Here is a 13,615-nt window from a genome sequence, read left to right on the forward strand (position 1 = left end):
TTTCGGCGGCCATAGCGGGAGGGAAACGCCCGGACACATTCCGAACCCGGAAGCTAAGACTCCCAGCGCCGATGGTACTGCAGGGGCGACCCTGTGGGAGAGTAGGACACCGCCGAACACCTATTAGGAAAGGGCCATCCGATTATCGGATGGCCCTTTTCACGTTTAATACCTATAAATCCACAGCAGCGTGAGGAGCAGACCGTGAGCGATGGCTCAGGCGAAGACGACAAGGAGCGCGGCGCCCGCCGCGGGCCCGGAGGGTTTCGCGGCCGCGAGGGCGGATCGGCTTCTGGGGGCTCAGACCGCGGCGGCAGCCGGCCGCGCCGAGACGGCGACGGGCGAGGCTATGCGGCGCGCGGCGGCGGGTCACGGCCCTACGGCGATCGTCCTCGTGGCGAAGGCCAGCGTGGTTCTTACGGCGACCGCGACAGTCGTCCCCGTCGCGACGGTGACGCTCAGACGCCACGCGACCGCGAACGGCGCGCGTACGACGAACGCCCACAGCGTGACGGGCAGCGACGTCCCTACGGTGACCGAGATGGTCGGTCCGGCCGTGACGCTGGTCGGGGTAAATACACTCCGCGCGAAGGCGAGCGGGGGCAGTATGGCGGCGACGCCCGCGGCGGAGAGCGGCGTGGCTATGAGCCACGAGATCGAGAGCGTCGGCCGTACGGCAACGACCGACCGCGTCGTGAAGGCGACGGACGGGAATACGCGCCGCGCGATCGAGAGCGGCCCGGGTACGGAGACCGCACGCAACGCGATGGTGAGCGTCGCCCTTACGGGGATCACGGTGGCGCCGGTGGTCGCGATGGTGAGCGGCGTTCGTTCGGCGACCGGAGCGATCGACCGCGTCGCGATGGAGATCGCCGGCCGTTCGCACCGCGCGATGGTCAGCGGCGGCCCTATGGAGATCGCGACAGTCGTCCCCGTCGGGACGGTGAGGGGCGCGGGTATGAACCGCGGGACGGTGAGCGGCGTTCGTTCGGCGATCGAAGCGATCGCTCCGGCCGTGACGGTGATGGGCGCGGCTACGGCCAGCGCGATGCCGAACGTCGTCCCTACGGTGATCGCGATGGCCGGCCGCGTCGTGATGGTGATGGGCGAGGCTACGGACAGCGCGATGGTGAACGCCGGCTTTACGGTGACCGCGATGCCCGGCCGCGCCGTGACGGTGACGGGCGCGGATACGCGCCCCGCGACGGTCAGCGTCGGGCATACGGAGACCGCAATGACCGCCCACGCTCGGACGCCGGCTCTCGCGGGCGAGGTCAAGATGAGCAGCGCCTGTGGACCCGCGACGGTCGCCCCGCGCGCGGGGACCGGGACGCCTCGAGCCAGGAGTGGCGGGACGACGAGGAGCGTCAGCGTCGTGCCGAGCTCAAGTCGGTGCGGCCCCGTCACAACGACCCGGAGCTGCCGGCATCCGTCACCAGTAAGGATCTGGAATACGGTGCGCGGCTCGAACTGCGCACGCTGTCGAAGGACAACGCGGAGGACGTGGCGCGCCACCTCGTGATGGCCGCGCGGCTGATCGACGAGGACCCGGAGCTCGCGCATCAGCACGCGCTCTCGGCGGAGCGCCGAGCCGGCCGTGTGGCGATCGTGCGCGAGACCCTCGCGATCACGGCATACGCGATCGGCGATTTCGCGCTGGCGCTGCGCGAGCTGCGGACGTACCGCCGGATCTCCGGCAGGGACGATCAGCTGCCGCTGATGGTGGATAGCGAGCGCGGTGTCGGACGACCGGAGCGTGCACTCGAGCTCGGGCGCTCGGTCGATCGCTCGACATTGAGCAATGAGGTGCAGGCATCCCTTGCCATTGCGATGTCGGGTGCGCGCCTTGATCTCGGCCAGCCGGAGCTCGCTCTCGGCGAGCTCGAGATCCCGCAGCTGAATCCGGACGTGGCGTATTCGTGGAGCCCCGCGTTGTTCCAGGCGTACGGCGATGTGCTTGAAGAGCTCGGGCGCACCGACGAGGCGCAGCAGTGGTGGGACCGCGCCGACCATGCGGCCGAGGTGCTCGAAGAAGCGGCAGCCACGGCCGAGCACGAGACCGTCGACGTGATCGAGGAGGGGCTCGAGTTCGAAGAGGGCGTCGAACTGGACCCGGTGGAGACCGCGGACGACGCGGTGGACGTGGACTTGGCGGAAGCGGACGACGCGGTCGATATCGATGGCGCTGAGGATGACTTCAGCATCGAGGACGAGGTCGCCGAGCTGCTCGGCGAGACGGACGAGGGAGAGGGCACGGATGGCACTGTTCCGGGCAAGGAATAGCGCCGGGCCGACGCCGCTCGAAGGCGTCGATGTCGTGCTCGCGGACCTCGACGGCGTCGTGTACAAGGGGCACGAGGCGATCCCGCACGCGGTCGAGAGCCTGAACAGGGCTGCGGAGCAGGCGCGCGTCGCATACATCACGAACAATGCATCGCGCACGGATGCCGCCGTGGCGAAGCAGCTGCAAGGCTTCGGACTCTCGGTCGAGGCGACGGACGTCGTGACCTCTCCGCAGGCGGCTGTGCGGCTGCTCGCGGGACTCGTTCCCGAAGGTTCGCGGATCCTGGTGATCGGCGGCGAAGGGCTCTCTTCAGTCGTGGCCGACGCCGGATTCACTGTGGTGGAGTCCGCGGACGACGAGCCTGCGGCCGTCATCCAGGGATTCGCCCCGGAGATCGGCTGGAAGCAGCTCGCGGAGGCATCCTTCGCCCTCGCCGGCGGCGACGAGGGCATTCCGTGGGTCGCCACGAACACCGACTGGACGATTCCGGTGGCGCGGGGGGTCGCGCCGGGCAACGGGACTCTGGTCTCGGCGGTGCACACCGCTGTGGGGCGTCTGCCGGTGGTGGCCGGCAAGCCCGAGGTGGCGATCTTCGACGAGGCGCGCACCCGATTCGGCGCGAAGCACCCCATCTTCATCGGCGATCGGCTCGACACGGACGTGCTCGGCGCGAATCGAGCGGGCATCGACTCCGTGCTGGTGCTGACCGGGATCGATCGCGCGAAGCAGCTGCTCGCCGCGGGGGCGGACTCGCGGCCGACGTACATCCTGGACGATCTGCGCGGGCTGCACGAGCCCTACCCCACGGCGGAGAAGGGGCGCGGCGGTGCGGTCGTCGTGGGCGACGCCGCCGTTCGGGTCAACGGGACCACTGTCGAGATTGTGCGCGAAGGCAGCGACCCGCTGAATCTGCTGCGCGCGGCCTGTCGCGCGATCTGGGACTCCGGTCTTGCGATCTATGCCCTCGACGTGCCGGAGCGGCTCTACACGTAGGGGTTGATAGCGTGGGGAGCGTGGCAGACGAGCGGAACGAGGAAGCGCGCGGTGACGCGCTGCTGCCGCGCCTCAAGCTGATCGAGGACCAGCCGCTGGAGAGTCGGGCAGCGGCGTATGCGCACCTGCACGATGAGCTGCGCGAGGCGCTCGACGCGGCCGATCGCCAGGGCGGGCGCTGAGCGCGTGGCATCCAGCCGGCTCGACGCCGCCATTGTCGCGCGCCGGCTCGCGCGCTCGCGCACGGCGGCCGCGAAACTGATCGCCGACGGACGTGTGACGGTCGACGGGAAGCCGGTGGTGAAGGCATCCGCTCAGGTCGACGACGAGAGCGACATCGTCGTCGCGCTGCCCGACCACTACGTGAGCCGCGGGGCGCACAAGCTGATCGCCGCGCTCGATGCCTTCGACGTCGACCCACGAGGGAGACTCGCGCTGGACCTCGGTGCCTCCACGGGAGGATTCACGCAGGTGCTGCTCGAGCGCGGGGCGCGGCATGTGCTCGCGGTCGACGTGGGGCACGGGCAGCTCTCGGTCCCGGTCAAGGGAGACCCGCGGGTGAGCAATATCGAGGGCGTGAATGCGCGCTATCTCACGGCGGAGGCGCTGGCACAGGCATCCGGCATCGCGGAATCGCCCGACCTTGTGGTCGGCGACCTGTCGTTCATCTCGCTCACGCACGTGCTGCCCGCCGCGCGTGCGTCGGTCGCGCCCGAGTCGGATTTCGTGATGCTGATCAAGCCGCAGTTCGAGGTCGGGCGCACGGGGGTCAAAGAAGGCATCGTGCGCGACCCCGTGCTGCGGGCGGATGCCGTCGCCGGCGTGCTGTGGGCGGCGTGGGACCTCGGGCTGGGCACGGCGGGGCTCGTTCCCTCGCCGATCGCGGGCACGCACGGCAACCGGGAGTACCTGTGTTGGATGTCGGCGGTGCGCGGCGCGAATCCGACAGAATGGGTCGACAGGGTTTCGACGATGACGGGAGCGTGACGTTCATGAGTGGTCGCCGCATCCTGGTCGTCTCGCACACCGGGCGCGAGGAATCGCTCGAGGCAGCCCAGCAGGTCTGCAGGCAGCTGCTCGAGGAATCCGACGTCGTGCCCGTGCTGAGCGCCGACGAGCTGCAGGACCTGCGCGCGTTCGCGCCCGAGCTGATGGGGCTCGAGGTGCTCGGCAGCGAGTGCAAGCCGGGAGATCTCGAACTCGTGATCGTGCTCGGCGGTGATGGCACGATTCTGCGCGCGGCCGAGATGGTGCGCGGCGCCGAGGTGCCGATCCTCGGCGTGAACCTCGGGCACGTCGGGTTCCTGGCCGAAAGCGAGCGCGACGATCTCTCGCGGTCGGTGGCCCGTGCACTTGCGGGTGATTACGAGGTCGAGGAGCGCATGACGCTCGCCGTGCGCGTGAAGTACGACGGCCGGGTCGTGTATGAGGACTGGGCGCTCAACGAGGCGAGCGTCGAAAAAGCCAGTCGTGAGCGGATGATCGAGGTCATGGTCGAGGTCGACCGGCGACCGTTGTCGAGCTTCGGCTGCGACGGCGTCGTGATGTCGACGCCCACCGGGTCGACCGCATACTCGTTCTCTGCGGGTGGCCCGATCGTGTGGCCGACCCTCGACGCGCTGCTGTTCACCCCGATCTCCGCCCACGCGCTGTTCACCAAGCCGCTGGTCGTGACGCCGGATTCTGCGATCGCCGTCGAGCTGCTCGATCGGGTGCAGACCACCGGGATCCTGTGGTGCGACGGCCGCCGGTCGATCGAGCTGCAGCCGGGGGCGCGGGTGGTCGTGACGCGCTCGCCCATTCCCGTCAAGATGGCGCGCCTGCACCGGGCGTCGTTCACCGACCGGCTCGTGCGGAAGTTCAATCTTCCGGTCGTCGGGTGGAGGGGGCCGGCATGACGCGCGCGAGCGCCTCGCGGCGGAGCCGCGAACAGGCGGTGACGTGTATGACGCGCGCGAGCGCCTCGCGGCGGAGCCGCGAGCAAAAGGGGCGTCCGGCATGATCGAGGAGATTTCGATTCGTGATCTCGGCGTCATCGCCGAGGCGACCCTTCCGCTCGGCCCGGGGTTCACCGCGATCACCGGCGAGACCGGTGCGGGAAAGACCATGGTCGTGACGGCGCTCGGCCTGCTGCTCGGGGAGCGCTCGGACAGCGGCGTGGTGCGTCTGGGCGCCTCGCAGAGCTGGGTCGAGGGACGTTGGCGCGTTCCCGCCGACGGCGAGGTCAGCGAGCGGGTGCGGGAATCCGGCGGAGACGTCGACCCCATCGGCGAGAGCGGCGACGCGGAGCTCGTGCTGAGCCGCTCGGTGTCGCCGGAGGGCCGCAGCCGGGCGTATGCGGGCGGCCGCAGCGCGCCGGTGGCTGTGCTGTCGGAACTGGGGGAGCGGCTGGTCGTGGTGCACGGGCAGTCGGACCAGATCAGGTTGAAGAGCGCCACGGCGCAGCGCGAGGCGCTCGATCGCTTCGCGGGGCCGGAGCTGCAGGCATCCCTCGCCCGCTATCACGATGTGTGGCGCCGCTGGAAGGACGGCGTCGCCGAGCTCGAGGAGCTGACCGGTGATCGCGACCGGCGCGTGCGCGAGGCGGAGGAGCTGCGCGCGGCGCTCGAGGAGATCGAGGCGGCGGCGCCGCAGCCCGGCGAGGACGTGGAGCTCGACGAGCGCATCGAGCGACTCGAGAACGTCGAGACGCTGCGGGTCGCCGCGGCGGAGGCGCGTGAGCAGCTTTCCGCGGAGGAATCCGACGGACCCGATGCGCTGTCGCTGCTGGACGGTGCGCGGCGCGCGCTCGAGCACGCGGCGCGCCACGATCAGGAGCTTGGCGCGCTGGCCGAGACTCTGCAGGCTGCGCAGTACCAGGTGACGGATGCCGCGGCGCAGCTGTCGTCGTACCTCGCCGGTCTCGACGTCGACGGCGCCCATGATCTCGAGCTGCTGCAGGAGCGCAAGGCGCTGCTCGCCTCGCTCGTGCGCAAGCACGGCGACAGCCTCGAGGATGTGATCGCGAAGCTCGGGGCGGGCAGCGCGCGGCTGTTCGAGCTCGACGGAGACGCGGAGCGCATCGAAGCGCTCACGCAGCGCGTCGCTGATGACGCGCAGGAAGCCGAAGCGCTGGCCGGCGAGCTGTCGAAGGCGCGGTCTGAGGCGGCGGCGAAGCTCGAAACATCCGTCACCAAAGAACTTGCCGCGCTGGCGATGGCGGACGCGCGCATCGTCGTCGAGGTGAGCGACCGCGGCGAACTCGGCGCGTCGGGGCGCGACCAGGTGGCGATTCTGCTGCAGCCGCACCCGGGCAGCGAGCCGCGGCCGCTGGGGCGCGGTGCCTCAGGCGGCGAGCTTTCTCGGGTCATGCTCGCGATCGAGGTCGTGCTCGCCGGTACGGACCCGGTGCCGACGTTCGTCTTCGATGAGGTGGATGCCGGCGTCGGGGGAGCGGCCGCGATCGAGATCGGGCGGCGGCTCGCGCAGCTCGCCGAGCGGTCACAGGTGCTCGTGGTCACTCACCTCGCACAGGTCGCGGCGTTCGCCAACAACCACCTGACCGTCGTCAAAGACACCGGCGGTGCGGTGACCGAGAGCAGCGTGCGACAGCTGGAAGGTGCCGAGCGGGAGGCCGAGATGGCGCGGCTGCTGTCGGGCCTCGCGGACTCCGAGAGCGGTGTCGCGCACGCGCGGGAGCTGCTGGAGCTCGCGCGGGGGTAGACGCCGGGCCGCGGTCTCCATTCGGCTTCGCCGAGTCGAACGGCCGGGTGGCCGCGGGCCAGGAGAGGGTCTCGATACGCCCGGCTTCGCGCCGGCTGCTCGACCAGCGGGACGGCGCGGGCTGCTCGACCAGAGCGGCCGATGAACGGTGTGTCTCTGGTCAGGAATCCCGTTGGCGGGTTGATAGCATAGAAGCCCGTGGTGGATTCTTCTGACGCGGCGCAGGCAAACAACAACGGCACTACCAAGCACATCTTCGTGACAGGTGGTGTCGTTTCTTCGTTGGGCAAGGGCCTCACGGCCGCCAGCCTCGGAAATCTGCTGACGTCACGCGGCCTGCACGTCGTGATGCAGAAGCTCGACCCGTATCTCAACGTCGACCCGGGAACGATGAATCCGTTCCAGCACGGCGAGGTGTTCGTCACCGACGACGGCGCGGAGACCGACCTCGACATCGGCCACTACGAGCGCTTCCTCGACGTGAACCTCTCGCAGGCCGCGAACGTCACGACCGGCCAGATCTACTCGCAGGTGATCGCGAAGGAGCGGCGCGGCGAGTATCTCGGCGACACCGTGCAGGTCATTCCGCACATCTCGGACGAGATCAAACGCCGCATGCGCCTGCAGGCGCACGCCGACCCGCAGCCCGACGTGATCATCACCGAGGTCGGCGGCACCGTCGGCGACATCGAGTCGCAGCCGTTCATCGAGGCGGCGCGTCAGATCCGTCATGAGCTCGGGCGCAAGAACGTCTTCTTCGTGCACGTCTCGCTGGTGCCGTTCATGAATGCCTCCGGTGAGCAGAAGACCAAGCCGACGCAGCACTCCGTCGCCATGCTGCGCTCCATGGGCATCCAGCCCGACGCCCTCGTGCTGCGCAGCGACCGGCCCGTCTCGGACTCGAACAAGAAGAAGATCGCGCTGATGTGCGACGTCGACGAGGACGCCGTCATCAACACGGTCGACCTGCCGAGCATCTACGACATCCCGTCGACGCTGCACGCGCAGGGCCTCGACGCCTACGTCATCGACCAGCTCGGCCTCGGCGAGAAGGCCGGAGAGGCCGACCGCAGCAGCTGGAACGAGCTGCTCAAGGTCGTGCACGAGCCGCGCAAGGAGGTCACGGTTGCGCTGGTCGGCAAGTACATCGACCTGCCGGATGCCTATTTGTCGGTTTCCGAGGCGCTGAAAGCCGGGGGATTCGCACACCACGCGAAGGTGAACCTGCGCTGGATCGCGTCCGACACCTGCGAGACGCCGGAGGGCGCCGCGAAGGCACTGGCCGACGTCGACGGCATCTGCGTGCCCGGAGGCTTCGGCATTCGCGGCATCGAGGGCAAGCTCGGCGCGCTGCGGTTCGCGCGCGAGAACGGCATCCCGACCCTGGGGCTGTGCCTCGGCCTGCAGTGCATGGTCATCGAGTACGCCCGCAACATGGCCGGCCTGCCCGGCGCCTCGTCGAGCGAGTTCGACCCCGAGACGGAGTTCCCGGTGATCGCGACGATGGCCGAGCAGGTGGACATCATCGCGGGCGGCGACCTGGGCGGCACCATGCGCCTGGGCCTCTACCCCGCGAAGCTTGCTGAGGGCTCGATCGTCGCCGAGCTGTATGGCGCGCCCGAGGCCTCAGAGCGGCACCGCCACCGCTACGAGGTCAACAACCACTATCGCCAGCAGATCGCCGACGCCGGCCTGTGGTTCTCGGGCACCTCGCCCGACGACCACCTGGTCGAGTACGTGGAGCTGCCGCGCGAGGTGCACCCCTTCTACGTCGCGACGCAGGCGCACCCCGAGCTGCGCAGCCGCCCGAATCGCGCCAACCCGCTGTTCCGCGGGCTGATCGGCGCCGCCCTCGAGCGCCAGGAGTCGACCCGCCTGTTCCCCGTCGAGGAGCAGGAGAGCGAGAACGTTGCCTGAGTCGGGGGAGCAGGGGCTCATCGCCGATGAGCCGCTCGAGCTCGAGATCACCGATTCGCGGCTCGATTTCGCGGGGCACGTCTGGGATGTGCGCACGGAGACCTTCGTCTACAACGACGCGAAGCTGACCCGCGACTTCGTCGACCACACGGGCGCGGTCGCGGTCGTTGCGCTCGATGATGAGGGGCGGATGCTTCTCATCCAGCAGTACCGACACCCGGTCAGGCACCGCGAGTGGGAGATTCCGGCGGGGCTGCTCGACGTGCGCGGCGAGGCGCCGCTGCTCGCCGCGCAGCGCGAGCTCGCCGAGGAGGCCGACCTCGTCGCCGAGCAGTGGAACGTGCTCTCGGAGTACTACACGACCCCGGGTGGCAGCAACGAGGCGATCCGGGTGTACCTCGCCAGGGGTCTTGCCCCGACCGGCACCCCGTTCGCTCGTGAGGCAGAGGAGGCGGACATCGTGACGCGCTGGGTGGCGCTCGACGAGGTCGTCGACGGCGTACTGGCGCGCCGCCTGCAGAACCCCTCTCTGACGATCGGGGCGCTGGCCGCGCACGCCGCCCGAGCGCGGGACTGGGCGAGCCTCGGTTCGCCGGAGGAGCCGTGGACGAGGCATCCGCGCCTGCACTGAGCCAGCGCCCGCCCAGCGCGCTCGAGTGCGACGTCACCGCGTACCTGCGCTACGCGGGACTCGAGCGGCGGCTCGCGAAGAACACGATCGCGTCGTACCGGCGGGATCTTGCTGCGTACACGGATTGGCTTGCTGACCAGGGGATCGGCTCGCTCGACGACGTGACGCCTGAGACGTTGAGCGCGTATGCGAAGTACCTGGGGGAGCGGGCGCCTTTCGAGACGCGCGCTACGCAGGCTCCGCGAGCTCCTCAAGGATCGAGTCGCCCGGCGCCGCTGGCTGCGGCATCCGTCTCGCGCATGCTGGGGACCGTTCGCAATCTGCACCGCTTCCTCGCGGTCGAGGGGCGCACGCAGGCGGATGCCTCACGCGAGCTGCGCACGCCGAAGAAGCCCATGCGGCTGCCGAAGGCGATTCCGCAGGCGGAGGTCACGGCGCTGATCGAGACGGCGTCGGGCGATGATGTGGTCGCGCTGCGGGACCGGGCGCTGCTCGAACTGCTGTACGCGACGGGGGCGCGGGTGTCTGAGGCGGTGGACCTCGATGTGGACGACGTCGTCGACCGCGAGATCGTGCGGCTGACGGGCAAGGGCGACAAGCAGCGCATCGTGCCGCTCGGGAGCTACGCCCGGGACGCCCTCGACACTTATCTCGTGCGCGCACGCCCCGCACTCGCGAGCCGGGGGAAGGGGCGCGATGTCGCGGCGCTCTTCCTCGGCGTGCGCGGACAGCGCGTCTCGCGGCAGAACGCGTGGCTGATCATCAAGAAGGCCGCGGAGCGCGCGGAGCTCGCGAGCGAGATCTCTCCGCACACGCTGCGCCACTCGTTCGCGACGCACCTGCTCGAGGGCGGCGCGGATGTCCGCGTGGTGCAGGAGCTGCTGGGGCATGCCTCCGTCGCCACGACTCAGCTGTACACGCTCGTGACGGCCGACACTCTGCGCGACGTGTACACACAGGCGCATCCGCGTGCGCGGTAGTGTTGTGCCGATGGATCGCACGCAGACCGACTTCCCGGTGCCGACACCGCTGAAGCAGCACGGGCCGGCGCGCATCATCACCCTCTGCAACCAGAAGGGCGGCGTCGGAAAGACGACGACCAGCATCAGCCTGGGGGCCGCGCTGGCCGAGTACGGCCGTCGTGTTCTGGCGATCGACTTCGACCCGCAGGGCGCGCTCTCGGCCGGCCTCGCGGTGAACACGCACGAGGCGACGACGATCTACGACCTGCTGCTGAACGGCAAGCTCGACCCGAGCGAGGCGATCCAGCAGACGAGCGTTCCGGGGCTCGATGTGATCCCTGCGAACATCGACCTCTCGGCGGCCGAGGTCCACCTCGTGAACGAGGTCGCGCGCGAGCAGGCGCTCGCCCGCGTGCTGCGCCGCGTGAGCGATGACTACGACGTGATCCTCATCGACTGCCAGCCCTCGCTCGGCATCCTGACCGTGAATGCGCTCACCGCGGCGCACGGCGTGCTCATCCCGCTCGAGAGCGAGTACTTCGCGCTGCGCGGTGTCGCGCTGCTGATCGAGACGGTCGAGAAGGTCAAGGAGCGCCTCAACCCGGCGCTCGAGCTCGACGGCATCCTCGTGACGATGTTCGACGCGCGCACGCTGCACTCGCGCGAGGTGTTCGAGCGCGTCAAGGACGCGTTCAAGGACAAGGTGCTCGACACCGTCATCTCACGCACCGTGAAGTTCCCCGACGCATCGGTCGCGGGCTCGCCGATCACGCAGTTCGCCCCGGACCACCCGGCCGCCGAGGCCTACCGCCGCCTGGGCCGGGAGCTCGTCGCGCGTGGCGCCGTCGCCTGACCCGGTCGGGGGCGAGCGCGAGGTCACCGCGATCGGCGGGACCGACGGGGTCGGCGCCGCCGCCCGTCTCGGCGCCGTGGACGAGACCGAGGAGACCAGCGCGCCGTCGTTCCGCGTCGCGCTCGACAACTTCGAGGGCCCGTTCGATCTGCTGCTCTCGCTGATCGGCAAGCACGAGCTCGACATCACCGAGATCGCGCTCTCGCGCGTGACCGACGAGTTCATCTCGTACCTGCGCGGCATCGACCTCGCTGAGGAGCTCGATCAGGCCAGCGAGTTCCTGGTCGTCGCGGCCACGCTGCTGGACCTCAAGGTCGCGGGGCTGCTGCCGCAGGGAGAGCTCGTCGACGCGGAGGACGTCGCGCTGCTCGAAGCGCGCGACCTGCTGTTCGCGCGGCTGCTGCAGTACCGCGCCTTCAAGGAGGCGTCGGCCTGGTTCGACGAGCGCCTCGCCAAGGAATCCGGTCGCCACGCCCGCACCGTTCGGCTCGACGAGAAATACCGGGCGCGAACGCCCGAGCTGGTGTGGACGCTCACGCCCGACGATTTCGCGGCGCTCGCGCTGCTCGCGTTCACGCCGAAGGAGATTCCGGTCGTCGGGCTGGACCACCTGCACGCGCCGCTCGTCAGCATCCGCGAGCAGGCGGCGACGGTCGTCGCGCTGCTGCGCGACGGAACACCGCGATCGTTCCGCGAGCTCATCGCGGGCGTCGAGGTGAAGGGCGTGATCATCGCGCGCTTCCTCGCGATCCTCGAGCTGTATCGGCACGCCGCGATCCACTTCGAGCAGCTCGAGCCGCTCGGAGAGCTCACGGTGCAGTGGTCGGCGGCGAATTGGACGGAAGAGAACCTGGCGAATCTGGGGGCGGACTATGACGGCTGAGGATTTCGAGACCCGCGCTCGGCAGGCTTCGCGTGCTCCTCAACCAGCGGATGTGCGGAGGCAGCTCGAGGCGATCCTGATGATCGCCGACGAGCCGCAGAGCCTGGTGAGCCTCGCGACCGCGATCGGCGCCCCCGTCGCTGCGGTGCGGCAGGCGATCGAGGCGCTGCGCGCCGACTACGACGGAGAGGACCCGGCCACCGGGGGCGTGCGCCGTGGCTTCGAGCTGCGCGAGATCGGCGGCGGCTGGCGCCTGTACGTGCGCGAGGAGTACGACGCGGTCGTGACCGACTTCGTCGTGACGCAGAACCCGACGAAGCTGTCGCAGGCGGCGCTTGAGACGCTCGCCGTGATCGCCTACAAGCAGCCGATCACGCGCGGGCAGGTGGCGAGCATCCGCGCCGTGAACGTCGACTCGGTGGTGCGCACGCTGCTGAGCCGTGGGCTGATCACCGAGCTATTCGCCGACTCGGAGACCGGCGCGATCAACTACGGCACGACCGATCTGCTGCTGACGCAGCTCGGCATCAACTCGCTCGACGAGCTGCCGCTCATCTCGCCTCTGCTCGCCGACGGAACGGAAGGGTTCGACGCAGATGTCCGCTGACGACACGCGCGCAGAGCGCTCAGACGGCGAGCGGCTGCAGAAGGTCATGGCAGCCGCGGGAGTCGCGAGCCGCCGCGCCTCAGAGATCATGATCGTCGAGGGCCGCGTGACCGTGAACGGCAAGAAGGTGCGCGAACTCGGTGCCCGCATCGACCCGGCCACCGATCTGCTCGCCGTCGACGGCGTCGCGGTTCAGCTCGACCAGTCGAAGCGCTACCTCATGCTCAACAAGCCGACCAAGGTGATCAGCTCGATGAGCGACGACCGGGGGCGCACCGACCTGAGCGGCTTCGTGTCGCAGTACGAGGAGCGGCTGTTCAACGTCGGCCGGCTCGACTACGACACGAGCGGTCTGCTCGTGCTGACCAACGACGGTCCGCTCGCGCAGGTGCTCGCGCACCCGTCGTTCGGCGTCGAGAAGACCTACATCGCCAAGGTGCGGGGCACCGTCACGCCGCACACCCTGCAGCTGCTCAAGGACGGCATCGAGCTCGACGACGGGCCGATCCGCATCGACCGGGGCAAGCTCATCACGCGAGGAGCCTCCGACGGGGCATCCATGGTCGAACTCACGCTGCACTCGGGCCGCAACCGCATCGTTCGCCGCATGATGGAGGCCGCGGGGCACCCCGTGATCGAGCTGGTGCGGCGCAGCTTCGGGCCGCTGCACCTCGGCAGCCTCAAGCTCGGCCGCACCCGCGAGCTGACTAAAATCGAACTCGGCCAGCTGCTGACCCTCGCACGCGGGGCCGAGGAGCAGAAGGGCCGGATGTGACGGAAGCA

Annotated in this window: 14 protein-coding genes and 1 rRNA gene; 14 read left to right on the plus strand and 1 reads right to left on the minus strand. The window is 69.6% G+C overall.

The window, feature by feature from the left end; genetic code table 11:
* Position 1 precedes the first annotated feature (1 nt).
* A 5S ribosomal RNA gene (gene rrf, locus ABD736_RS00005) occupies positions 2 to 118 on the plus strand.
* A 251-nt stretch (positions 119 to 369) separates the two neighbouring features.
* Here rrf and ABD736_RS00010 read toward each other — a convergent pair.
* On the minus strand, positions 370 to 1,278 hold the full coding sequence (locus ABD736_RS00010) for a hypothetical protein (RefSeq protein WP_344789688.1): 909 nt from the start codon (positions 1,276 to 1,278) through the stop codon (positions 370 to 372).
* 114 nt (positions 1,279 to 1,392) lie between these two features.
* Here ABD736_RS00010 and ABD736_RS00015 point away from each other — a divergent pair, with 114 nt between their 5' ends.
* The 13 genes from ABD736_RS00015 to ABD736_RS00075 all read left to right on the plus strand — a co-directional run bounded on the left by ABD736_RS00015 (position 1,393) and on the right by ABD736_RS00075 (position 13,607).
* Positions 1,393 to 2,283 (plus strand): tetratricopeptide repeat protein, encoded by an 891-nt coding sequence (locus ABD736_RS00015; RefSeq protein WP_344789689.1) that lies wholly within the window; start codon positions 1,393 to 1,395, stop codon positions 2,281 to 2,283.
* Positions 2,258 to 3,277 (plus strand): HAD-IIA family hydrolase, encoded by a 1,020-nt coding sequence (locus tag ABD736_RS00020; protein ID WP_344789690.1) that lies wholly within the window; start codon positions 2,258 to 2,260, stop codon positions 3,275 to 3,277. Before ABD736_RS00015 ends, ABD736_RS00020 begins: the two co-directional genes overlap by 26 nt.
* A gap of 20 nt (positions 3,278 to 3,297) precedes the next feature.
* Positions 3,298 to 3,459: a hypothetical protein gene (locus ABD736_RS00025; protein WP_344789691.1), complete on the plus strand. Its 162-nt coding sequence runs from the start codon at positions 3,298 to 3,300 to the stop codon at positions 3,457 to 3,459.
* A complete protein-coding gene (locus ABD736_RS00030) occupies positions 3,410 to 4,264 on the plus strand; it encodes a TlyA family RNA methyltransferase (RefSeq protein ID WP_344789692.1) in 855 nt (284 codons plus the stop codon). The genes ABD736_RS00025 and ABD736_RS00030 overlap by 50 nt, the downstream gene beginning before the upstream one ends.
* Before the next feature lie 5 nt (positions 4,265 to 4,269).
* Positions 4,270 to 5,175 (plus strand): NAD kinase, encoded by a 906-nt coding sequence (locus tag ABD736_RS00035; protein ID WP_344789693.1) that lies wholly within the window; start codon positions 4,270 to 4,272, stop codon positions 5,173 to 5,175.
* A 100-nt stretch (positions 5,176 to 5,275) separates the two neighbouring features.
* Positions 5,276 to 6,979 (plus strand): DNA repair protein RecN, encoded by a 1,704-nt coding sequence (gene recN / locus ABD736_RS00040; RefSeq protein ID WP_344789694.1) that lies wholly within the window; start codon positions 5,276 to 5,278, stop codon positions 6,977 to 6,979.
* 201 nt (positions 6,980 to 7,180) lie between these two features.
* Complete coding sequence (gene pyrG, locus ABD736_RS00045; RefSeq protein ID WP_344792177.1) at positions 7,181 to 8,896, plus strand: CTP synthase; 1,716 nt, start codon at positions 7,181 to 7,183, stop codon at positions 8,894 to 8,896.
* Positions 8,889 to 9,527 carry an NUDIX domain-containing protein gene (locus ABD736_RS00050; RefSeq protein ID WP_344789695.1) on the plus strand — a complete coding sequence of 213 codons (639 nt, stop codon included), beginning with the start codon at positions 8,889 to 8,891 and terminating at the stop codon, positions 9,525 to 9,527. Before pyrG ends, ABD736_RS00050 begins: the two co-directional genes overlap by 8 nt.
* Positions 9,500 to 10,507 carry a site-specific tyrosine recombinase XerD gene (locus ABD736_RS00055; RefSeq protein ID WP_344789696.1) on the plus strand — a complete coding sequence of 336 codons (1,008 nt, stop codon included), beginning with the start codon at positions 9,500 to 9,502 and terminating at the stop codon, positions 10,505 to 10,507. Before ABD736_RS00050 ends, ABD736_RS00055 begins: the two co-directional genes overlap by 28 nt.
* Positions 10,508 to 10,517: 10 nt before the next feature.
* Positions 10,518 to 11,342, plus strand: a complete 825-nt coding sequence (locus ABD736_RS00060; protein ID WP_344789697.1) for a ParA family protein — start codon at positions 10,518 to 10,520, stop codon at positions 11,340 to 11,342.
* Positions 11,343 to 11,418: 76 nt separating this feature from the next.
* Entirely contained in the window at positions 11,419 to 12,225 is an 807-nt protein-coding gene (locus ABD736_RS00065) for a segregation and condensation protein A (protein ID WP_344792178.1), read from the plus strand.
* On the plus strand, positions 12,215 to 12,832 hold the full coding sequence (scpB, locus tag ABD736_RS00070; RefSeq protein WP_344789698.1) for an SMC-Scp complex subunit ScpB: 618 nt from the start codon (positions 12,215 to 12,217) through the stop codon (positions 12,830 to 12,832). The genes ABD736_RS00065 and scpB overlap by 11 nt, the downstream gene beginning before the upstream one ends.
* Complete coding sequence (locus ABD736_RS00075) at positions 12,822 to 13,607, plus strand: pseudouridine synthase (RefSeq protein WP_344789699.1); 786 nt, start codon at positions 12,822 to 12,824, stop codon at positions 13,605 to 13,607. The genes scpB and ABD736_RS00075 overlap by 11 nt, the downstream gene beginning before the upstream one ends.
* Positions 13,608 to 13,615 lie beyond the last annotated feature (8 nt).

The organism is Gryllotalpicola daejeonensis (assembly GCF_039538145.1).
GTDB lineage: Bacteria > Actinomycetota > Actinomycetes > Actinomycetales > Microbacteriaceae > Gryllotalpicola > Gryllotalpicola daejeonensis.